This is a genomic window from Citrobacter sp. Cf132, assembly GCF_030333885.1.
In the GTDB taxonomy this organism is placed as follows: Bacteria; Pseudomonadota; Gammaproteobacteria; order Enterobacterales; family Enterobacteriaceae; genus Citrobacter; species Citrobacter freundii.
This window is the reverse complement of record NZ_JAOWFA010000029.1, coordinates 1-21678: the sequence shown is the minus strand read 5'-3', so window position 1 is coordinate 21678 and position 21678 is coordinate 1. Positions and strand designations below refer to the sequence as shown.

Here is a 21678-nt window from a genome sequence, read left to right as displayed (position 1 = left end):
GGTTCTGTATGATTATTAACCACAAAATACGAATTACAACCCTTCGTCACCAGGCGGTATGTCATACCGGATTATTATTATTGTGTCGTTAAGATTACATCCACAAAAGCAAAACGCCACGTAAAAACGTGGCGTTTTCAGATGATGCCCGAATCAGGAACGCTTCATCATATCGAAGAAGTCGTCATTGGTCTTGGTCATCGCCAGTTTGTTAATGAGGAATTCCATTGCGTCGATTTCACCCATAGGATGGATGATTTTGCGCAGGATCCACATTTTCTGCAGCTCTTCCTGGGTGGTGAGCAGCTCTTCTTTACGGGTACCAGAACGGTTGTAGTCGATAGCCGGGAAGACGCGTTTTTCAGCAATCTTACGGGAGAGATGCAGTTCCATGTTGCCGGTACCTTTAAACTCTTCGTAGATAACTTCATCCATTTTAGAGCCGGTATCAATCAGCGCAGTCGCGATGATGGTCAGGCTACCGCCCTCTTCCACGTTACGTGCAGCACCAAAGAAACGCTTCGGACGATGCAGGGCGTTGGCGTCCACACCACCGGTCAGTACTTTACCGGAAGCAGGAACCACGGTGTTATATGCACGTGCCAGACGGGTGATGGAGTCAAGCAGAATGATAACGTCTTTCTTGTGTTCAACCAGACGTTTCGCCTTCTCGATAACCATTTCCGCAACCTGAACGTGGCGGGAGGCAGGTTCGTCAAAGGTAGACGCAACCACTTCACCTTTCACCAGACGCTGCATCTCGGTAACTTCTTCCGGACGTTCGTCAATCAGCAGCACCATCAACACGCAGTCAGGATGATTGTATGCAATGCTCTGCGCGATGTTCTGCAGCAGCATGGTTTTACCCGCTTTCGGCGGAGCAACAATCAGACCACGTTGGCCACGACCGATCGGCGATGCCAGATCCAGTACACGCGCCGTTAAATCTTCAGTAGAACCATTACCACGCTCCATACGCAGACGAGAGTTTGCGTGCAGCGGCGTTAAGTTCTCAAAGAGGATTTTGTTACGGGCGTTTTCTGGTTTGTCGTAGTTAACTTCGTTAACTTTCAACAGCGCAAAGTAGCGTTCACCTTCTTTCGGCGGGCGAATCTTACCAGAAATGGTATCACCAGTGCGGAGGTTGAAACGGCGGATTTGGCTGGGAGAAACGTAGATGTCATCAGGACCGGCGAGGTAGGAGCTGTCTGCAGAGCGGAGGAAACCAAATCCATCCTGCAATATCTCCAGCACACCGTCACCAAAGATATCTTCGCCACTCTTTGCGTGCTGCTTCAGGATGGCAAAAATAATGTCCTGCTTGCGCATACGAGCCAGGTTTTCAAGGCCCATATTTTCGCCGAGAGTGATCAGCTCAGAAACCGGCGTATTCTTTAATTCGGTAAGATTCATAATGGTGTGAGTTCTTAAACTTGGGGTAAATCTCGAACTTAATGTTGTGAATGGTATGGCAGGGTCATCCATGCCTGTTTACGGCCATCAACTCATGTCTGTTCGCTGTCTGGTCACAGGAAAGTACGCAGAACTGAAACGACAAGACGGATTGAGTGACAAGCCAGGAATCTGTCCACTTCTCGCGCGAGAAACAACGGGAAGTATTGGATATAACTAGATTCAAACTTAATAAGGTATGTTTAATACGAAGTCAACACTAACTTAGCACGACTCAAGTCGGGCGTCCAGTCATCCGAATCATTTCGAAGTATGGTCGCCCGATCATGAGACTTCCTTACGCTAAATTAGCGTCGAGGAATTCTTTCAACTGACCTTTGGACAGCGCGCCGACTTTTGTCGCCGCAACTTCGCCGTTTTTAAACAGCAACAGGGTCGGGATGCCACGGATACCATACTTCGGCGCGGTGCCTGGGTTTTGGTCAATGTTCAATTTAGCAACCGTCAGTTTGCCCTGATATTCGTCAGCGATTTCATCCAGAATCGGAGCGATCATTTTGCACGGACCGCACCACTCTGCCCAGAAATCAACGAGGATTGCTCCGTCCGCTTTGAGTACATCCGTGTCAAAACTGTCGTCAGTCAGGTGAATAATTTTATCGCTCATAATAACTCCACAGGAATAAGCCTGGTGCATTGGTGTAGCATTAATCAACGACGTGTTGATGTAGCATTAACCAACTAAAGGTTGACTTTATTTCACCGGATACGCTTTCGTAAAGCAATAGTAAGCTGATATTCTACCACACTATGAGCAAAACACATTTAACAGAACAGAAGTTTTCCGACTTCGCCCTGCACCCAAAGGTGATAGAAGCCCTTGAAAACAAAGGCTTTCATAACTGTACGCCCATTCAGGCCCTCGCGCTGCCGCTAACGCTGGCTGGTCGTGATGTTGCCGGGCAGGCGCAAACCGGTACCGGAAAAACGATGGCGTTCCTGACGTCAACGTTTCATTATCTTCTCTCTCATCCCGCGATTGCCGATCGCAAGGTGAACCAACCGCGTGCGTTAATTATGGCGCCAACGCGTGAGTTAGCCGTGCAGATCCACGCTGATGCCGAGCCGCTGGCACAGACCACTGGTCTGAAATTAGGCCTGGCGTATGGCGGCGACGGTTACGATAAACAGCTGAAAGTGCTGGAAAGCGGCGTCGATATTCTTATCGGCACGACCGGTCGTCTTATCGACTATGCAAAACAGAACCACATTAATCTGGGCGCGATTCAGGTCGTGGTGCTGGATGAAGCCGATCGTATGTACGATCTGGGCTTTATTAAAGATATCCGTTGGCTGTTCCGTCGTATGCCGCCAACCACCCAACGTCTGAATATGCTGTTTTCTGCAACCCTCTCTTATCGCGTTCGCGAACTGGCGTTCGAACAAATGAATAACGCTGAGTACGTTGAAGTCGAACCGGAACAGAAAACTGGCCATCGCATTAAAGAAGAGCTCTTCTACCCCTCCAACGAAGAGAAAATGCGTTTGCTGCAAACGCTGATTGAAGAAGAGTGGCCAGATCGCGCCATTGTTTTTGCTAACACCAAGCATCGTTGTGAAGATATCTGGGGCAGCCTTGCTGCAGACGGCCATCGTGTCGGTCTGCTGACCGGTGACGTGGCGCAGAAAAAACGTCTGCGAATCCTTGATGAATTCACCCGTGGCGATATCGACATTCTCGTTGCGACGGATGTTGCTGCACGTGGTCTGCATATCCCAGCCGTAACGCACGTATTTAACTATGACCTGCCGGATGACTGTGAAGATTACGTTCACCGTATCGGTCGTACCGGTCGTGCTGGCGCAAGCGGTCACTCTATCAGCCTCGCTTGTGAAGAGTACGCGCTAAATTTACCCGCAATCGAGACCTATATCGGCCACTCGATTCCGGTCAGCAAATATAACCCGGATGCGCTGATGACCGATCTGCCGAAGCCTTTGCGCTTAACGCGCCCGCGCACAGGCAATGGCCCACGCCGTACCGGTGGTGCTCCGCGTAATCGTCGTCGTTCAGGTTAAGAAACGTTATGCCATACACAAAATCATTCAGCCTGTATCAAGGCGGCAAGAAAACGAATCCCGATGAACCTACTTTAGTAAGTGATTCGGGTGAGAGAACGCAGCCAACACAGATACAGGTTGAAGGATGAAGTGTATGAATTCTACTTCGCTGTATGCGGCAATCGATCTCGGATCAAATAGTTTTCATATGCTGGTTGTACGTGAGGTGGCAGGAAGCATCCAGACGCTCACTCGTATCAAACGCAAAGTGCGTCTGGCTGCTGGACTCAACGGTGACAACGAGCTCTCTGTTGAAGCGATGGAGCGCGGCTGGCAATGTTTGCGCCTGTTTGCAGAACGTCTGCAGGATATTCCGCATCCACAAATCCGCGTGGTCGCCACGGCAACATTACGCATCGCCGTAAATGCCGATGTGTTTATTGCTAAAGCGCAAGAGATCCTCGGCTGCCCTGTCCAGGTGATTAGCGGTGAAGAAGAAGCGCGCCTGATTTATCAAGGTGTGGCCCACACTACCGGCGGCGCGGATCAGCGTCTGGTCGTCGACATTGGCGGGGCCAGCACAGAGTTGGTTACCGGTTCTGGCGCGCAAACCACTTCTCTGTTCAGCCTGTCAATGGGCTGCGTCACCTGGCTCGAACGCTATTTTACCGATCGTAATCTGGCACAGGAAAACTTTGACGAGGCCGAGAAAGCGGCTCGCGAAGTTCTGCGCCCGGTCGCCGACAAACTGCGTTTTCATGGCTGGAAAGTTTGCGTTGGTGCCTCTGGCACCGTCCAGGCGTTGCAGGAAATCATGATGGCGCAGGGCATGGATGAGCGCATTACGCTGGCCAAACTTCAGCAGCTTAAGCAGCGCGCCATTCACTGCGGTCGTCTGGAAGAGCTAGAGATCGAAGGGTTAACGCTGGAACGTGCGCTGGTTTTCCCCAGCGGGCTGGCCATTTTGATTGCTATTTTCACCGAACTGAACATTCAATGCATGACCCTGGCCGGCGGCGCATTACGTGAAGGTCTGGTCTACGGTATGCTGCATCTGGCGGTGGATCAGGATATTCGTAGCCGCACATTACGCAATATCCAGCGTCGCTTTATGGTCGATACAGAGCAAGCACATCGCGTTGCCAATTTGGCGACTAAATTTCTCGATCAGGTAGAAAAAAAGTGGCATCTTGAACCGATTAGCCGCGAATTACTGATTAGTGCCTGTCAGCTGCATGAAATTGGCCTAAGCGTTGATTTTAAACAGGCACCACAGCATGCCGCTTATCTGGTGCGCAATCTCGATCTCCCGGGTTTTACCCCTGCGCAAAAGAAACTGCTAGCGACGCTGTTACTCAACCAGACCAATCCCGTCGATCTCTCTTCGCTCCACCAGCAAAACGCAGTGCCGCCGCGCATCGCGGAGCATCTTTGTCGTTTGCTACGCTTGGCGATCATCTTCGCCAGTCGTCGCCGTGACGATCTTGTGCCGGAAATTCAATTGGATGCAAGAAACGAGCACCTGACGGTCACTCTACCAGAAGGCTGGCTGGAACATCATCCGCTGGGTAAAGAGTTAATCGATCAGGAAAGCCAGTGGCAAAGCTATGTCCACTGGCCGCTGGACGTTCATTAGATGTTGGTTGCCGGATAGTGCTTACACATATCCGGCCCATAAAATACCTACTTCGCTTTAGCTTTCGCCATCATTGCCCGAATATTAGCGATGCTGGCCTGCCCTTTTTGCATCCGCTCCTCTGCGCTCACCACTTTTCGCTCTTGCTCCCAGATAACGTCATCCTGTGGCAGCTCCAGAAGGAAACGACTCGGTTCCGGACGCACCAGCTCACCATACTGACGACGCTCTTTACATAGCGTGAAGATGAGCTCTTTTTGTGCACGCGTAATCCCTACATAAGCCAGACGACGTTCTTCGTCGATATTGTCTTCATCGATACTGCTCTGGTGCGGCAAAAATCCTTCTTCCATTCCCACCATAAACACGTATGGGAACTCCAGCCCTTTTGAGGCATGCAGTGTCATTAATTGCACCTGATCCAGCTCTTCTTCACTCTCTCCACGTTCCATCATGTCGCGTAGGGTAAAGCGGGTAACAACCTGGGTCAGGGTCATTGGCTCTTCCAGCTCACTGCCTTCCAGCATCTCCGTCATCCAACTGAACAGCGTATTGACGTTTTTCATACGCATTTCAGCCGCTTTCGGGCTCGGCGAGGTTTCATACAGCCAGGATTCGTAATCAATACCGTGGATAAGATCGCGCACAGCGGCAACCGGCTCACGCTCCGCCAGACGCTGAATTTCCCCCAGCCAGTGCGTAAAGCGAGTCAGAGAATCATACCCACGCCCGGTTAGTGTCTGGCTAAGCCCCATATCAAAGCTGGCGGTAAACAGGCTTTTATTACGTGTCATCGCCCATTCCCCCAACTTTTGCAGCGTGGCCGGGCCGATTTCACGTTTTGGCGTGTTTACGATCCGCAAAAATGCGCTATCGTCATCCGGGTTGCTCAGCACGCGCAGATAAGCCAGCAGATCTTTAATCTCCGGACGCGAGAAGAACGACGTTCCGCCGGAAATTTTGTACGGGATACGGTTCTGCATTAGAAACTTTTCGAACACGCGCGACTGATGATTACCGCGATACAGGATGGCGTAGTCTTTATACTGCGTCTTGTTCACAAAATGATGGGCAATTAATTCCCCGGTCACGCGTTCCGCTTCGTGCTCTTCATTATTGGCACTCAGTACCTTCAGTTCAGCACCGTAACCCAACTCGGAAAAGAGTCGCTTTTCAAAGACGTGTGGATTGTTCGCAATAAGGATGTTCGCCGCCTTCAGGATGCGACCTGATGAACGGTAGTTTTGCTCCAGCTTCACCACCTGCAAAGCCGGAAAATCTTTGCTTAACAGTACCAAGTTCTGTGGACGGGCGCCGCGCCAGGAGTAGATCGACTGATCGTCATCGCCCACGACGGTAAAGCGCGCGCGTTTACCTACCAGCAACTTCACCAGCTCGTACTGGCTGGTGTTGGTATCCTGATATTCATCCACCAGCAGGTAGCGGATTCTGTTTTGCCAGCGCTCACGCACTTCTTCATTGCGCTGTAGCAGCAGCGTGGGAAGCAGGATCAGATCGTCAAAATCGAGGACGTTACACGCCTTCATATGCGCGTCATACAGACCATAGCAGTGGGCAAAAATACGATCGCGCTCGCCCTTGGCGCTGGCTGCCGCCTGTGCCGGAGTCATCAGATCGTTTTTCCAGTTGGAGATCGTCGAGATCAACTGCTGGAGGATAAGCTTATCGTCTTCGATTAGCCCTTCGGTCAGTTCCTTGAGCAAGGCCACCTGGTCAGTATCGTCAAACAACGAGAAGTTAGACTTCATCCCCAGCGCCGCATATTCACGCTTAATGATATCCAGTCCCAGGGTGTGGAAGGTGGAGATCATCAACCCACGCGCCTCTTTACGACCCAGCGTTTGCGCCACGCGCTCTTTCATCTCGCGCGCAGCCTTATTGGTAAAGGTCACGGCTGCAATATGGCGTGCCTGATAACCACATTCACGGATCAGATGGGCGATTTTGTTGGTGATAACACGCGTCTTGCCGGAACCCGCTCCCGCCAGCACCAGGCAAGGTCCGGTGACGAATTCGACGGCTTGTTGTTGTCCGGGGTTCAAACGCATAAAGGGTCACTCATGAAAGTCGGGAGGGGAGAATAACAGCGTGGTAGTATAGCCAGCCTTAACCACCCCACTCAAGGCACGATCATGGCAAAAACAGCAGCAGCAGTGCATATCCTTGTTAAAGAAGAGAAACTGGCACTGGATCTTCTGGAACAGATTAAAAACGGCGCAGACTTCGGCAAGCTGGCGAAGAAACACTCTATCTGCCCATCAGGCAAACGCGGCGGTGATTTAGGTGAATTCCGTCAGGGCCAGATGGTTCCGGCGTTCGATAAAGTCGTCTTCTCCTGCCCGGTGCTGGAGCCGACCGGCCCGCTGCATACCCAGTTCGGTTATCACATCATTAAGGTGCTGTACCGTAACTAATAAAAAATCCCGGAGCGTTCAGGCACCGGGATTTTTTTGCCGGATGGCGGCTACGCCTTATCCGGCCTACATCTGCTGTGCGTAGGTCGGGTAAGCGCAAGCGCCACCCGACATCCTATTTAGCCAGCAACGGCAATGCGTTTCATATCGGTCATGTAACCGCGCAGTTTCTTACCAACCTGCTCGATAGCGTGGCTACGGATTGCTTCGTTCACGTCGCGCAGCTGCGCGTTGTCTACCGCACCTTCGGCAATCGCTTTGCCCAGGTCGCCGGTCTGCAGGGTGGTCATGAACTCTTTCAGCAGCGGTACGCAAGCGTAAGAGAACAGGTAGTTGCCGTATTCTGCGGTATCGGAGATAACCACGTTCATTTCGTACAGACGCTTACGGGCGATGGTATTCGCGATCAGCGGCAGCTCGTGCAGTGATTCGTAGTACGCAGATTCTTCGATGATGCCGGAATCCACCATGGTTTCGAACGCCAGCTCAACGCCCGCTTTCACCATCGCAATCATCAGAACGCCTTTATCGAAGTACTCCTGCTCACCGATTTTACCTTCAAACTGCGGGGCGGTTTCGAACGCGGTTTTACCGGTCTCTTCACGCCAGGTCAGCAGTTTCTTATCGTCGTTAGCCCAGTCAGCCATCATGCCGGAAGAGAATTCGCCGGAAATGATGTCGTCCATGTGTTTCTGGAACAGCGGCGCCATAATCTCTTTCAGCTGTTCGGACAGCGCATAAGCACGCAGTTTCGCCGGGTTAGACAGACGGTCCATCATCAGGGTGATGCCGCCCTGCTTCAGCGCTTCGGTGATGGTTTCCCAGCCGAACTGAATCAGTTTTTCAGCATATGCCGGGTCAGTACCTTCTTCCACCAGCTTATCGAAGCACAGCAGAGAACCGGCTTGCAGCATACCGCACAGGATAGTCTGCTCACCCATCAGATCAGATTTCACTTCCGCAACGAAGGAGGACTCCAGCACGCCCGCACGGTGACCGCCGGTGGCCGCAGCCCAGGCTTTAGCAATCGCCATACCTTCGCCTTTCGGATCGTTTTCCGGGTGAACGGCGATCAGGGTCGGTACACCGAAGCCACGTTTGTACTCTTCACGAACTTCAGTACCCGGGCACTTCGGTGCCACCATCACAACGGTGATGTCTTTACGGATCTGCTCGCCCACTTCGACGATGTTGAAGCCGTGTGAATAGCCCAGCGCCGCGCCATCTTTCATCAGCGGTTGTACCGAACGTACAACGTCGGAGTGCTGCTTGTCTGGCGTCAGGTTAACCACCAGGTCAGCCTGCGGGATCAGCTCTTCGTAGGTACCCACTTTGAAGCCGTTTTCGGTCGCTTTACGCCAGGAAGCACGCTTCTCAGCAATGGCTTCTTTACGCAGTGCGTAGGAGATATCCAGACCGGAGTCACGCATGTTCAGGCCCTGGTTCAGACCCTGAGCGCCACAGCCGACGATGACCACTTTTTTACCCTGAAGGTAGCTCGCACCATCGGCGAATTCGTCGCGGCCCATAAAGCGACATTTACCCAGCTGTGCCAGCTGCTGGCGCAGGTTCAGTGTATTAAAGTAGTTAGCCATGATGGTGTACTCCGTGATGTTGTGTTGTGGTGCTTATTATTCGGTTCGCAGATTTGTATTTGCGAGATTGAATCCACATTACAACAGGAAATTTATTGCGGAAATTGATATATTCACAACATCACGTTGCAATTTATGCAACGTAGAAAATCGGAGGCTCGTCTGTGGATTTACGCGATCTGAAAATGTTCCTGCATTTGGCTGAAAGTCGCCACTTTGGCCGCAGCGCACGGGCAATGCACGTCAGCCCCTCCACGCTTTCGCGCCAGATTCAGCGCCTGGAAGAAGATCTCGGCCAGCCGCTGTTTGTGCGCGATAACCGTACGGTCACGCTGACCGAAGCGGGCGAAGAGCTGCGCGTATTCGCCCAGCAGACGCTGCTGCAATACCAGCTGTTGCGCCACACCCTCGATCAGCAAGGACCGTCACTGTCAGGCGAGTTACATATCTTCTGCTCCGTCACCGCCGCGTACAGCCACCTGCCACCGATACTTGATCGCTTCCGCGCTGAACACCCGTCGGTTGAAATCAAGCTCACCACCGGCGATGCCGCCGATGCGATGGACAAAGTGGTCACTGGTGAAGCCGATCTGGCGATTGCCGGTAAGCCCGAGACACTGCCCGGCGCGGTAGCGTTCTCGATGCTGGAGAATCTGACGGTGGTGCTGATCGCCCCGGCGCTGCCCTGCCCGGTGCGTAATCAGGTTTCCGTCGAGAAACCCGACTGGTCGACGGTGCCGTTTATCATGGCCGACCAGGGGCCGGTCCGCCGCCGCATTGAGCTGTGGTTCCGCCGTCACAAAATCAGCAACCCATCGATTTACGCTACGGTAGGCGGTCATGAAGCGATGGTCTCAATGGTGGCGCTGGGCTGCGGCGTGGCGCTGCTGCCGGAAGTGGTGCTGGAAAACAGCCCGGAGCCGGTACGTAACCGCGTGATGATTTTAGAACGCAGCGACGAGAAAACGCCGTTCGAGCTCGGCGTCTGCGCGCCGAAAAAGCGGCTGCATGAACCGCTGATCGACGCGTTCTGGAAGATTGTTCTGGAACGTAAATCTGCCGACTAGCGCCAGCGTCAGGCCTAAAATCAGTGGTAGATTCAGTATTGGCGCTCCTTTTCTGTATAATGTCGTGATCCATTGTAGTGGGGGGCTTGTTAACCATCGCGTTAAGCAGGCCAGAACAGACGGTGTCATTGCGCACTTGACAGCGAAAATACAAACTTAATTAGCCATCATTATGATAATCAAACCAAAAATTCGTGGATTCATCTGTACAACGACCCATCCGACTGGCTGCAAAGTCAACGTGGAAAAGCAGATCGAGTATGTTAAGCAGAACGGGAAAATCGAGAACGGCCCGTCCCGCGTGCTGGTGATCGGTGCTTCCACCGGTTACGGTCTGGCTTCCAGAATTTCTGCCGCCTTTGGCAGCGGAGCCGCCACTATCGGCGTATTTTTCGAAAAACCGGGCACGGATACCAAACCGGGTTCCGCAGGCTGGTATAACTCTGCCGCCTTCGATGAAGCCGCTAAGCGTGAAGGTCTGTACTCCAAAAGCATCAACGGCGATGCGTTCTCTGACGAATGCCGTGATGAAGTGATCAAACTGATAAAAGAAGACCTGGGTCAGATTGACCTGGTCGTTTATTCACTGGCTTCTCCAGTGCGTAAAATGCCGAAAACCGGTGAAATCGTCCGTTCTGCGCTGAAGCCAATCGGTGAGGTTTACACCTCTAAAGCGATCGATACCAACAAAGATCAGATCATCACCGCCAGCATTGAGCCGGCAACCGAAGAAGAAGTGCAGAACACCGTCACCGTCATGGGCGGCGAAGACTGGGAACTGTGGATGGGCGCGCTGAGCGAAGCGGGCGTGCTGGCTGACGGCGTGAAAACCGTAGCCTACTCCTACATCGGTACCGACCTGACCTGGCCAATCTACTGGCACGGCGCGCTGGGCAAAGCGAAAGAAGACCTTGATCGCGCCGCGGGCGAACTGCGTAACCAGCTGGCTCCGCTGAACGGTTCCGCGAACGTTGCCGTACTGAAATCCGTTATCACTCAGGCGTCTTCCGCCATTCCAGTGATGCCGCTGTACATCTCCATGGTCTTCAAGCTGATGAAAGCACAGGGGATTCATGAAGGTTGTATCGAGCAAATCAACCGTCTGATGACCACCAGCCTGTACGGTGACAAAGTGGCGCTTGATGACAACCAGCGTATCCGTATGGATGACTGGGAACTGCGTGATGACATTCAGCAGGCATGTCGCGACCTGTGGCCGCTGATCACCACCGAAAACCTGGCGCAAGAAACCGATTATGCAGGCTACAAGCAGGAATTCCTGAACCTGTTCGGTTTTGGCCTCGACGGCGTGGACTACGATGCTGACGTGAACACCGAAGTCGAATTCGACGTTATCACGCTGTAATCTGCTGATACAGTAGCAAAAAGGGTTCATGTTTTTACATGAACCCTTTTTTAATGGCTGTTGTTAACCCGCCAGGAAGAACCTGAACGCCGGGTTATGTGTTTCATCGTGACAGTCATAACCCAGTTCATTTAGCCGCGTTTCGAAATCAGGCTCGTGTTCACCCAACTCAAACGCCGCCAGTACGCGACCATAGTCGGTACCGTGACTGCGATAGTGGAACAATGAAATATTCCAGTGCGTCCCCAGGGTATGCAGAAATTTGAGCAACGCCCCCGGCGATTCAGGAAATTCGAAGCTGTAGAGACGTTCCTGTAAGGGTTTCGACGGACGTCCACCGACCATATAGCGCACGTGTAGCTTCGCCATCTCGTCATCAGACAGATCCACCACGCTGTAGCCGCCCTCGTTGAGCAGTTGCAGGATTTCCTTACGCTCTTCCAGCCCACGGCTCAGGCGTACACCGACAAAAATGCAGGCGTCTTTCGCATCGGCAAAGCGGTAGTTAAACTCCGTTACCGAACGGCCACCCAACAGCTGGCAGAACTTCAGGAAACTTCCCTTCTCTTCCGGGATGGTCACCGCCAGCAGGGCTTCACGTTGTTCCCCCAGCTCGCAACGTTCGGAGACATAGCGCAGGCCGTGGAAGTTAACGTTCGCACCGGACAACACGTGCGCCAGACGTTCACCGCGAATATTGTGCTGGGCGATGTATTTTTTCATCCCCGCCAGCGCCAGCGCCCCGGAAGGCTCAGCCACCGCACGTACATCCTCGAACAGGTCTTTCATTGCCGCACAAATAGCATCGCTATCGACAGTGATAATATCGTCGAGATATTCCTGGCACAGACGGAAGGTTTCATCGCCAATACGTTTCACCGCTACGCCTTCGGCAAAGAGACCCACACGCGGCAGATCCACCGGATGACCGGCATCCAGCGCCGCCTTCAGGCAGGCCGAATCTCCCGCTTCCACGGCAATCACTTTGATTTGCGGCATCAGCTGTTTAATCAGCACCGCAACACCTGCCGCTAATCCGCCACCACCAACAGGCACGAATACGCGATCGAGATGAGCGTCCTGCTGGAGCAGCTCCAGCGCCAGCGTGCCCTGCCCGGCAATCACCATCGGATGATCAAACGGTGGAACCCAGGTAAAACCCTGCTGCTGTGACAGTTCAATCGCTTTGGCTTTGGCTTCATCAAAATTCGCGCCGTGCAACAGCACTTCTCCGCCGAAGCCGCGAACGGCATCGACTTTGATATCGGCGGTAGCCGTTGGCATGACAATCAGCGCCTTCACGCCTAATCGCGCAGAAGAGAACGCGACACCCTGAGCATGATTACCCGCCGATGCGGTGATGACCCCATGCGCTTTTTGCTCTTCGGTCAAGCCCGCCATCATGGCATAGGCACCGCGTAGCTTGAAGCTGTGAACGGGTTGACGGTCTTCGCGCTTCACCAGAATGACGTTATCGAGGCGCGAAGAGAGCTTTTCCATTTTCTGTAGCGGCGTTACCTGTGCCGCTTCGTATACCGGCGCACGCAGTACCGCTCTGAGATACTCAGCGCCCTCAGGAGCACCGGATAGAGGTTGTGAATCCGCCATGGTCATTATCCCCCGAGCTTCGACTTATCGCGCACCGCACCTTTGTCGGCACTGGTTGCCAGGCTGGCATAGGCGCGCAGTGCAAAGGAGACCTGACGTTGACGATCTTTTGGCGTCCAGGCTTTGTCACCGCGAGCTTCCTGCGCTTCACGGCGCGCAGCGATTTCCGCATCACTCAGTTGCAGTTGAATGCCACGATTCGGGATATCGATGGCAATCATGTCACCATCTTCGATAATCGCGATATTACCGCCGCTGGCCGCTTCCGGAGAAACGTGACCGATGGAAAGCCCCGAAGTACCGCCGGAGAAACGACCATCGGTAATCAGCGCACAAGCCTTGCCGAGGCCCATCGATTTCAGGAAGGTGGTTGGGTAGAGCATTTCCTGCATGCCTGGCCCGCCTTTCGGCCCTTCGTAGCGAATGACAACCACGTCGCCAGCCACCACTTTACCGCCGAGGATTGCTTCAACCGCATCGTCCTGGCTTTCATACACTTTTGCCGGGCCGATGAATTTCAGGATACTGTCATCCACGCCTGCAGTTTTTACGATACAGCCGTTTTCCGCAAAGTTACCGTACAGGACTGCCAGACCGCCGTCTTTGCTGTAAGCATGTTCCAGCGAGCGGATGCAGCCTTCAGCGCGGTCGTCATCCAGCGTATCCCAACGGCAGTCCTGCGAGAACGCCTGGGTGGTACGGATGCCCGCCGGTCCGGCGCGGAACATTTTTTTCACCACGTCGTCTTTGGTCAACATCACGTCATACCGATCAAGCGTTTGCGGCAGAGTCAGACCCAGCACATTTTTCACGTCGCGGTTCAGCAGTCCGGCACGATCCAGTTCGCCTAAAATACCCAGTACGCCGCCTGCGCGGTGCACGTCTTCCATATGGTATTTCTGCGTGCTCGGCGCCACTTTACACAGTTGTGGGACTTTGCGGGACAGCTTGTCGATATCACTCATGGTGAAGTCGATTTCCGCTTCCTGCGCTGCCGCCAGCAGGTGCAGAACGGTGTTGGTGGAGCCGCCCATGGCGATATCCAACGTCATGGCATTCTCAAACGCCGCCTTGCTGGCAATGTTGCGCGGAAGCGCAGAAGCATCATCCTGCTCATAGTAGCGTTTAGTTAGCTCAACGATGCGTTTACCTGCGTTGAGGAACAGTTCTTTACGGTCGGCGTGAGTCGCCAACAGCGAACCGTTACCCGGCTGCGACAGGCCCAGCGCCTCGGTCAGGCAGTTCATCGAGTTGGCGGTGAACATCCCAGAGCATGAGCCGCAGGTTGGACAGGCGGAACGTTCAACCTGCTCGCTTTGTGAGTCGGAGACTTTCGGGTCTGCGCCCTGAATCATGGCATCAACCAAGTCGAGCTTGATGATTTGGTCAGAGAGCTTGGTTTTCCCGGCTTCCATCGGACCGCCGGAAACAAAGATCACCGGAATATTCAGGCGCAAAGAGGCCATTAACATCCCAGGGGTGATTTTGTCGCAGTTAGAGATGCAGACCATCGCATCGGCGCAGTGGGCGTTAACCATGTACTCAACGGAGTCAGCAATCAGCTCGCGGGACGGCAGTGAATACAGCATGCCACCGTGCCCCATGGCGATACCATCATCCACAGCAATGGTGTTGAACTCTTTCGCCACGCCGCCTGAGGCTTCGATTTGTTCGGCAACCAATTTACCGAGATCGCGCAGGTGGACGTGACCCGGCACAAACTGGGTAAAAGAGTTCACCACAGCGATAATCGGTTTACCGAAGTCATCATCGGTCATCCCGGTGGCGCGCCACAGTGCGCGGGCACCCGCCATATTGCGGCCGTGGGTGGTGGTAGCAGAACGATACTTAGGCATGCTTGATTAACTCCCGTCTGTCTAATAATTGGGACGGTGCGTGCCGTCCCAAATTTATGTTTATTGATTAACCTGATCCAACCAGCCGTATTTATCTTCCGTTTCACCAGTGAAGAGGCCAAAGAAGGCCTGCTGGATGCGTTTGGTGACCGGACCGCAGCGGCCTTCGCCCACCTGGATACCATCGACGCTGCGTACTGGGGTGATTTCGGCCGCGGTACCGGACATGAACACTTCGTCGGCCAGGTACAGCGATTCACGGGACAGCACCTGCTCACGCACTTCGATATCGAGATCTTTCGCCAGCTTAATGATCGCGTCACGGGTGATACCCGGCAGTGCAGAAGAGGTAAACGGCGGGGTAAACAGAATGCCGTCTTTTACTTCAAACAGGTTTTCACCCGCGCCTTCAGAGATGTAACCATTCACATCCAGCGCAATGCCTTCCTGATAGCCATGACGACGCGCTTCACTACCCACCAGCAGCGAAGACAGATAGTTACCGCCCGCTTTAGCCGCTGTAGGGATGGTGTTCGGCGCAACGCGGTTCCAGGAAGAAACCATCGCGTCGATCCCCTGTTCCAGCGCTTCAGCACCAAGGTAAGCGCCCCACGGGAACGCAGCGATGATCACGTCAGTGGTGTATCCCGCTGGCGGGTTAACGCCCATCCCCACGTCGCCAACAAACACCAGCGGACGGATATAGGCGCTGGTCAGATTGTTTTTACGAATCACCTCACGGCAAGCTTCCATCAGCTCATCAACGCTCTGAGAAACCGGAAAACGATAGATCTTGGCTGAATCACGCAGACGCTGCATATGTTCACGATGACGGAACACCACCGGCCCTTTGTGAGAATCGTAGCAACGGATGCCTTCAAATACAGAAGTACCGTAGTGCAGCGCGTGGGACATCACGTGAACCTTAGCGTCTTCCCAACGAATCATCTCGCCATTAGACCAAATGTAATCAGCTTTTTTCGTCGTCATTTTTCTTCCTTTTGCGCTCAGGCGCGGATTTGTTGTGATGTGGTTGTGCTCTGGCAGATAGCAACATGTGCAACGTCTACCAGTTTACTTAACTGACTAAACAGTAAGTCGACCGACCGGGGGCTGGCAACGGTCAATTCGATATTTATATTCTGCGCATCGCTGGCAGCTTCCATATTCATGGAGCACACCTGAAAACCGCGATGGCGTACCACGCGTAAAACACGTTCTAACGTTTCCGGATTGAACCGAGCCTCAACGGCGACCTGATGTTGCATCATGATAATTTCTCCAGCATTTCTGAGTTACTGGCACCTGGCGGTACCAGAGGCCAGACATTCTCAAGTTCGTCGATTGAGACATGAAGCAGGTATGGCCCCTCGCTGTTCAGCATGGTGTCGAGTGCCGCTTCAACCTGGTCTTTACGGGTGATGTGTTGACCTGGTATGCCGAAGGCGCTGGCCAACATGAGGAAATCGGGGTTATCGGTAAGGGTGGTTTCGCTATAACGTTCCTGGAAAAACAGCTGCTGCCATTGTCGCACCATGCCTAACCGCTGGTTGTCGAGTAAAACTATCTTCAGCGGCAACTGCTTGCGTTTTACGGTGCCGAGCTCCTGTACATTCATCATGAAGGAACCGTCACCGGAGATACAGATTACCGTATCGTTCGGGCGAGCAACCTGCGCGCCAACCGCTGCTGGCAAGCCAAAGCCCATCGTACCCAGGCCGCTCGAGGTGATAAAATTTTCCGGGCGGGTGTAGGTCATATGCTGCGCCGACCACATCTGATGCTGGCCAACATCCGTTGTCACTACGCTGTCCGCGGGTTTGCGATCGGACAACTGCTTCAACAACAGTGGTGCGTAGATAGCCTCACCGGGATGATCATAGCGCCAGGTATGCTCTGTGCGCAGTTCAGCACTATGCTGACGCCATGCGTCAATCTTCAGCGATTGCTGCAATGCCGGCAGCAGAGAATTTAAATCACCCTGCAATGCTACGTGCGCCTGGCGCAGCTTGTTCATTTCCGCAGGGTCGATATCCATGTGGATCACGCTGGCGTTTGGTGCGAAGGTATTCAGCTTGCCGGTCACCCGGTCATCAAAACGCGCGCCCACTGCAATCAGTAAATCACATTCTTGCACCGCGAAATTTGCCGCTTTAGTGCCGTGCATTCCCAACATACCCAAATAGTATGGGTAGTCAGCCTCTACTGCGCCCAGCCCCTTCAACGTGCAGGCGACCGGCATTTGGGTTACCGCGATAAATTCACGCAGGGCCGGGACCGCCTGCGCCATACCAACGCCACCACCTACGTACAGGATAGGTTTCTGCGCTTGTGCCAGCATTTTACGCGCCTGCTCAACGTCAGCGTGCGGGAAAACCTCTACGTTTTTGACTGTCGTAAAATACGGCTCCAGCGTACCGCTGGCCAATTGGATGTCTTTCGGGATATCAACCAGAACCGGCCCCGGACGACCGGAATTCGCTACAGCGAAAGCTTCAGCCATGATGCGCGGCAGCTCTTCCAGTGACTGCACCAGGAAACTGTGTTTGGTGCAGGACAGAGACATACCCAGAACGTCCACTTCCTGGAACGCATCCGTTCCGATGAAAGGTGATGCCACCTGGCCGGTGATCGCCACCACAGGAACTGAATCTAACAGCGCATCAGCAAGGCCCGTGATCAGGTTGGTAGCACCAGGCCCGGAAGTGGCGATACACACGCCGGTTTTACCGGTCGCACGGGCATAGCCAATTGCTGCCATTGCCGCGCCCTGCTCGTGTCGGCACAACAGGTGTTCTACGCCGCCGTCATATAACGCATCGTAAACCGGCATAATTGCGCCACCAGGATAACCAAAGACGGTTTGAACCCCTTGTGCACGCAACGCATGTACCACCCACTGTGCCCCATTCATAGTTACATCCCCGCCGGAAATCTTGAGAAACAGAATTTTATGCTACCGTTCACTTTCTGCTCCTCGTGTATGTTTTTAAGGTCAAAAAAAACCCCCGAACCTTTCGGTGCGGGGGTCTTAGTTCGTTAAGGCTTGTTTTCTAAGCCTTTCCTCGTCCAAGTGCAGCCCCGCACGGTGGGATAATAATCACCACCACGCTAATCACGACCAGGCTAATCACTCGTAGAAGGGCTGTCATTTTTGTATTTTCTTGCATCTTGTTCGAAGGAATACCTAAAGAGTTACCATAGAATTTGCAAATGACACAAGATATTTTTTTATTCGTTTTTCTGACGACGTTAACGGTTTAGATAAATATCGTTGTTTTTTAAACAAAAAATCAAAGGTGAAAATATTTCACGTTTCAGGTAATTCTCGGCAACCCACTCCCTACTAAAAACGCCATGCAAAAGCGTTTGCGAGCGCTATTCCAGACTTAATGTAATCAGTGTTGAGCCACATAAAAACACGGGAATAAGCCTCTAAAAACCGTAATTATGTGAAATCTTGCCGCGATGTATTGCGACATAATGCTTTCATCAGGAGGGCTTATGTCACTATCGATTGTTCACACACGCGCTGCGCTGGGCGTGAATGCGCCGGCCATTACCATCGAGGTACATATCAGCAATGGTTTGCCTGGTTTAACCATGGTGGGATTACCCGAAACAACGGTGAAAGAGGCCCGCGATCGGGTTCGCAGTGCGGTAATTAATAGCGGTTATGAATTCCCGGCAAAGAAGATAACCATAAACCTCGCTCCAGCCGATCTCCCAAAAGAAGGGGGACGATATGATTTACCTATCGCAGTTGCGCTTCTGGCCGCTTCTGAGCAGCTTACTACCCATAATCTCGATACATATGAGCTAGTAGGCGAATTAGCGCTTACAGGCGCGTTACGCGGCGTTCCCGGTGCGATATCAAGTGCAACCGAAGCCATTCGCGCAGGGAGGAGAATTATTGTCGCAAAAGAGAATGCAGCTGAAGTTGGACTAATACACGGTGAAGGGTGCCTGATAGCCGATCATCTACAGGCAGTATGCGCATTCCTCGAAGGTAAGCATGATTTAGACAAACCATCATCGGCAGATTTTACCCCCTGCGCATTAGCAGATGATCTGAGCGATGTTATCGGCCAGGAACAGGGTAAACGTGGGCTGGAGCTTACCGCAGCTGGCGGTCATAACCTCTTACTCATCGGCCCTCCGGGTACGGGTAAGACCATGCTGGCCAGTCGCCTGAGAGGATTGCTTCCGCCACTGAGTAACGATGAGGCACTGGAAAGCGCCGCGATTCTTAGTCTGGTCAATTCCGACACGCTACAGAAACAGTGGAAACAACGCCCTTTTCGCTCTCCGCATCACAGTGCTTCATTAACCGCCATGGTCGGTGGAGGCTCTATTCCTGCGCCAGGCGAGATCTCTCTGGCGCATAACGGCATACTATTTCTGGATGAACTACCCGAGTTTGAGCGGCGCACGCTGGATGCACTGCGCGAACCCATTGAGTCCGGACAGATACATCTATCCCGCACCAGAGCAAAAATCACCTATCCCGCTCGCTTTCAACTCATAGCCGCCATGAATCCCAGCCCAACAGGCCATTATCAGGGGAACCATAACCGCTGTACCCCAGAGCAGACGCTACGCTACCTCAATCGATTATCAGGTCCATTTCTTGACCGCTTCGATCTCTCTCTCGAAATCCCTTTGCCACCGCCCGGGATACTCAGCCAGAACCAGGTAAAAGGGGAAGATAGCGCAACGGTGAAGCAACGTGTTATGGCAGCGCAAGATCGTCAGTATCGACGACAAAATAAGTTAAACGCGCATCTGGACAGTCAGGATATCCATAAATACTGTCCACTGCGCAGCGACGATGCACAGTGGCTTGAAGAAACGCTCGCGCATCTCGGATTATCCATCCGCGCCTGGTTACGCCTGATAAAGGTTGCTCGAACGATCGCGGATATAGAACAATCTGACCATATCTCTCGCCAGCACTTACAGGAGGCTGTTGGGTATCGGGCGATAGACAGATTACTCATTCATTTGCAGAAACTACTTGCATAAAAAAAGGGCTTTCGCCCTTTTTTTATTAATCATCAGATTCGGTGTAGTCTTCCGCACCTTCCACCTGAGGTTTCCCGCCAGACAGCGTGTGAAAGCGTTTTGGACGCTTAATGCGCGTCATGTATTTGGACCACACACGTTCAGCTTCGGTAACCGGTTCGCGCTCACCACGGCATACCGCAACAAACAGTTTTTCTTCTTCCGTTACCGGCTCACGCTTGCCCAGATCCAGCTCGTTGAAAGCATAACCGTGACGCTCAAGCAGTTGTGCTTCTTTAATGGTGAAATCACCATGACGGGAGAATCCGCGGGGATAATATTTATTATCGAAATATCGATTAGTCGTCGTAAAGCTTTCCGCCATCCTGCACGCTCCTAATTCTTTGGCCGAGCTATTTATGGCGCGGAGTATTAGTTACGCTTGACAGAGCGTCAAACAAAAGATTTAAATCATAACGACAAATAATTTTATGGAGCGAGTTGTGGATACGGAATTGTTAAAAACTTTCCTGGAAGTTAGCCGGACACGCCACTTTGGCAGAGCTGCTGAAGCGCTCTATCTGACCCAATCAGCGGTTAGTTTCCGGATCAGACAACTGGAAAATCAATTGGGTGTAAACCTGTTCACCCGACACAGAAACAATATCCGTTTAACCGCTGCAGGTGAAAAATTACTGCCTTACGCTGAAACGCTGATGAATACGTGGCAAGCCGCACGTAAGGAGGTTGCAAATACCTCGCGGCATAACGAGTTTTCTATTGGTGCCAGCGCATCCCTCTGGGAATGCATGCTTAATGGCTGGCTGGGGCGTTTGTACCAATCCCAGGAGCCGCAATCCAGCCTGCAGTTTGAAGCGAGGATCGCTCAGCGACAGTCGTTAGTAAAACAGCTCCATGAACGACAGCTTGATCTACTGATTACTACCGAAACGCCCAAAATGGACGAATTTAGCAGCCAACTGTTGGGATATTTCACGCTGGCGCTCTATTGCAGTTCTCCTTCGCAAACCAAGGATGAACTGAATTATCTGCGTCTGGAATGGGGACCTGACTTTCAGCAACACGAAGCGGGATTGATTGCGGGAGATGAAGTGCCGGTACTCACCACCAGTTCGGCAGAATTGGCCAGGCAGCAACTTTCAGTCCTTAGAGGCTTTAGCTGGCTTCCGGTCAGTTGGGCTAAAGGTAAAAGCGATCTCCATACGGTTACTGACAGTACAACCCTTTCGCGCCCGTTATATGCAGTTTGGCTGCAAAACAGCGATAAACATGCACTGATTTGCGACTTGCTGAGAACGAATATTCTGGAAGATTAAAGAAAATACGGGCAAGGATGCCGGGAATAAAACAACTGGAAGGCACAGCGCAAATTGCAGATAAAAAAAATCCTTAGCAAGAATGCTAAGGATTGTTTCTGGCAGGGGCGGAGAGACTCGAACTCGCGACACCCGGTTTTGGAGACCGGTGCTCTACCAACTGAGCTACGCCCCTAAATTTTCTTATCATTAAGCCTGCTACTAAGCAGGCTTAATTTTCTAATAAGTGGCGGAACGGACGGGACTCGAACCCGCGACCCCCTGCGTGACAGGCAGGTATTCTAACCAACTGAACTACCG

19 protein-coding genes and 1 tRNA gene are annotated in these 21678 nt (G+C 52.7%); 7 read left to right on the top strand and 13 right to left on the bottom strand.

Annotation, left to right across the window (positions count from 1 at the left end; genetic code table 11):
* Positions 1–153: 153 nt before the first annotated feature.
* From rho to trxA, 3 genes are all read right to left on the bottom strand, one after another.
* Positions 154–1413: a transcription termination factor Rho gene (rho, locus tag OGV85_RS01225; RefSeq protein WP_002437993.1), complete on the bottom strand. Its 1260-nt coding sequence runs from the start codon at positions 1411–1413 to the stop codon at positions 154–156.
* Between the two features lie 87 nt (positions 1414–1500).
* Complete coding sequence (locus tag OGV85_RS01220) at positions 1501–1620, bottom strand: rho operon leader peptide (protein ID WP_049259789.1); 120 nt, start codon at positions 1618–1620, stop codon at positions 1501–1503.
* 130 nt (positions 1621–1750) lie between these two features.
* Entirely contained in the window at positions 1751–2080 is a 330-nt protein-coding gene (trxA, locus tag OGV85_RS01215; RefSeq protein ID WP_001280776.1) for a thioredoxin TrxA, read from the bottom strand.
* Between the two features lie 143 nt (positions 2081–2223).
* On the opposite strand from trxA, the gene rhlB reads away from it, so the two are divergent.
* On the top strand, positions 2224–3492 hold the full coding sequence (gene rhlB / locus OGV85_RS01210) for an ATP-dependent RNA helicase RhlB (protein WP_003017994.1): 1269 nt from the start codon (positions 2224–2226) through the stop codon (positions 3490–3492).
* A 136-nt stretch (positions 3493–3628) separates the two neighbouring features.
* Positions 3629–5110: a guanosine-5'-triphosphate,3'-diphosphate diphosphatase gene (gene gppA, locus OGV85_RS01205; RefSeq protein WP_003017996.1), complete on the top strand. Its 1482-nt coding sequence runs from the start codon at positions 3629–3631 to the stop codon at positions 5108–5110.
* Positions 5111–5157: 47 nt separating this feature from the next.
* On the opposite strand, the gene rep is transcribed toward gppA, so the two are convergent.
* Entirely contained in the window at positions 5158–7179 is a 2022-nt protein-coding gene (gene rep / locus OGV85_RS01200) for a DNA helicase Rep (protein ID WP_003829018.1), read from the bottom strand.
* A gap of 84 nt (positions 7180–7263) precedes the next feature.
* Between rep and ppiC the strand changes: the two genes are divergently transcribed.
* Complete coding sequence (ppiC, locus tag OGV85_RS01195) at positions 7264–7545, top strand: peptidylprolyl isomerase PpiC (protein WP_003017999.1); 282 nt, start codon at positions 7264–7266, stop codon at positions 7543–7545.
* Positions 7546–7664: 119 nt separating this feature from the next.
* Here the strand turns inward: ppiC and ilvC are convergent, their stop codons facing one another.
* Positions 7665–9140 carry a ketol-acid reductoisomerase gene (ilvC, locus tag OGV85_RS01190; protein ID WP_003018001.1) on the bottom strand — a complete coding sequence of 492 codons (1476 nt, stop codon included), beginning with the start codon at positions 9138–9140 and terminating at the stop codon, positions 7665–7667.
* Between the two features lie 164 nt (positions 9141–9304).
* Here ilvC and ilvY point away from each other — a divergent pair, with 164 nt between their 5' ends.
* Positions 9305–10207, top strand: a complete 903-nt coding sequence (ilvY, locus tag OGV85_RS01185) for an HTH-type transcriptional activator IlvY (protein WP_061547936.1) — start codon at positions 9305–9307, stop codon at positions 10205–10207.
* Between the two features lie 172 nt (positions 10208–10379).
* On the top strand, positions 10380–11573 hold the full coding sequence (gene fabV, locus OGV85_RS01180) for an enoyl-ACP reductase FabV (RefSeq protein WP_003844612.1): 1194 nt from the start codon (positions 10380–10382) through the stop codon (positions 11571–11573).
* Positions 11574–11636: 63 nt separating this feature from the next.
* Here the strand turns inward: fabV and ilvA are convergent, their stop codons facing one another.
* The 6 genes from ilvA to ilvL all read right to left on the bottom strand — a co-directional run bounded on the left by ilvA (position 11637) and on the right by ilvL (position 18189).
* A complete protein-coding gene (gene ilvA / locus OGV85_RS01175; protein WP_061547949.1) occupies positions 11637–13181 on the bottom strand; it encodes a threonine ammonia-lyase, biosynthetic in 1545 nt (514 codons plus the stop codon).
* A gap of 5 nt (positions 13182–13186) precedes the next feature.
* Positions 13187–15037, bottom strand: coding sequence for a dihydroxy-acid dehydratase (gene ilvD / locus OGV85_RS01170; RefSeq protein WP_061547935.1), 1851 nt, complete (start codon positions 15035–15037; stop codon positions 13187–13189).
* A gap of 60 nt (positions 15038–15097) precedes the next feature.
* Positions 15098–16027, bottom strand: coding sequence for a branched-chain amino acid transaminase (locus OGV85_RS01165; protein ID WP_003018014.1), 930 nt, complete (start codon positions 16025–16027; stop codon positions 15098–15100).
* A gap of 17 nt (positions 16028–16044) precedes the next feature.
* Positions 16045–16308, bottom strand: a complete 264-nt coding sequence (gene ilvM / locus OGV85_RS01160; protein ID WP_003018017.1) for an acetolactate synthase 2 small subunit — start codon at positions 16306–16308, stop codon at positions 16045–16047.
* Entirely contained in the window at positions 16305–17951 is a 1647-nt protein-coding gene (ilvG, locus tag OGV85_RS01155; protein ID WP_061547934.1) for an acetolactate synthase 2 catalytic subunit, read from the bottom strand. Before ilvG ends, ilvM begins: the two co-directional genes overlap by 4 nt.
* Positions 17952–18090: 139 nt before the next feature.
* Positions 18091–18189, bottom strand: a complete 99-nt coding sequence (ilvL, locus tag OGV85_RS01150; protein WP_001311244.1) for an ilv operon leader peptide — start codon at positions 18187–18189, stop codon at positions 18091–18093.
* Positions 18190–18541: 352 nt separating this feature from the next.
* Between ilvL and OGV85_RS01145 the strand changes: the two genes are divergently transcribed.
* Positions 18542–20062, top strand: a complete 1521-nt coding sequence (locus tag OGV85_RS01145) for a YifB family Mg chelatase-like AAA ATPase (RefSeq protein WP_181522679.1) — start codon at positions 18542–18544, stop codon at positions 20060–20062.
* 25 nt (positions 20063–20087) lie between these two features.
* Here OGV85_RS01145 and maoP read toward each other — a convergent pair whose 3' ends face one another.
* Positions 20088–20426, bottom strand: coding sequence for a macrodomain Ori organization protein MaoP (gene maoP, locus OGV85_RS01140; RefSeq protein WP_003018025.1), 339 nt, complete (start codon positions 20424–20426; stop codon positions 20088–20090).
* A gap of 106 nt (positions 20427–20532) precedes the next feature.
* Here maoP and hdfR point away from each other — a divergent pair, with 106 nt between their 5' ends.
* Positions 20533–21378: an HTH-type transcriptional regulator HdfR gene (gene hdfR / locus OGV85_RS01135; protein WP_085952510.1), complete on the top strand. Its 846-nt coding sequence runs from the start codon at positions 20533–20535 to the stop codon at positions 21376–21378.
* Between the two features lie 99 nt (positions 21379–21477).
* Here the strand turns inward: hdfR and OGV85_RS01130 are convergent.
* Positions 21478–21553, bottom strand: a tRNA-Trp gene (locus tag OGV85_RS01130).
* Positions 21554–21678 lie beyond the last annotated feature (125 nt).

Coding starts and splice junctions, on each gene's coding strand:
- rho (WP_002437993.1), bottom strand. CDS start 1,413: ATGAATCTTACCGAATTAAAGAATACGCCGGTTTCTGAGCTGATCACT.
- rhlB (WP_003017994.1), top strand. CDS start 2,224: ATGAGCAAAACACATTTAACAGAACAGAAGTTTTCCGACTTCGCCCTG.
- hdfR (WP_085952510.1), top strand. CDS start 20,533: ATGGAGCGAGTTGTGGATACGGAATTGTTAAAAACTTTCCTGGAAGTT.
- rep (WP_003829018.1), bottom strand. CDS start 7,179: ATGCGTTTGAACCCCGGACAACAACAAGCCGTCGAATTCGTCACCGGA.
- ppiC (WP_003017999.1), top strand. CDS start 7,264: ATGGCAAAAACAGCAGCAGCAGTGCATATCCTTGTTAAAGAAGAGAAA.
- maoP (WP_003018025.1), bottom strand. CDS start 20,426: ATGGCGGAAAGCTTTACGACGACTAATCGATATTTCGATAATAAATAT.
- trxA (WP_001280776.1), bottom strand. CDS start 2,080: ATGAGCGATAAAATTATTCACCTGACTGACGACAGTTTTGACACGGAT.
- OGV85_RS01145 (WP_181522679.1), top strand. CDS start 18,542: ATGTCACTATCGATTGTTCACACACGCGCTGCGCTGGGCGTGAATGCG.
- ilvA (WP_061547949.1), bottom strand. CDS start 13,181: ATGGCGGATTCACAACCTCTATCCGGTGCTCCTGAGGGCGCTGAGTAT.
- ilvD (WP_061547935.1), bottom strand. CDS start 15,037: ATGCCTAAGTATCGTTCTGCTACCACCACCCACGGCCGCAATATGGCG.
- OGV85_RS01165 (WP_003018014.1), bottom strand. CDS start 16,027: ATGACGACGAAAAAAGCTGATTACATTTGGTCTAATGGCGAGATGATT.
- fabV (WP_003844612.1), top strand. CDS start 10,380: ATGATAATCAAACCAAAAATTCGTGGATTCATCTGTACAACGACCCAT.
- ilvC (WP_003018001.1), bottom strand. CDS start 9,140: ATGGCTAACTACTTTAATACACTGAACCTGCGCCAGCAGCTGGCACAG.
- ilvM (WP_003018017.1), bottom strand. CDS start 16,308: ATGATGCAACATCAGGTCGCCGTTGAGGCTCGGTTCAATCCGGAAACG.
- ilvG (WP_061547934.1), bottom strand. CDS start 17,951: ATGAATGGGGCACAGTGGGTGGTACATGCGTTGCGTGCACAAGGGGTT.
- gppA (WP_003017996.1), top strand. CDS start 3,629: ATGAATTCTACTTCGCTGTATGCGGCAATCGATCTCGGATCAAATAGT.
- ilvL (WP_001311244.1), bottom strand. CDS start 18,189: ATGACAGCCCTTCTACGAGTGATTAGCCTGGTCGTGATTAGCGTGGTG.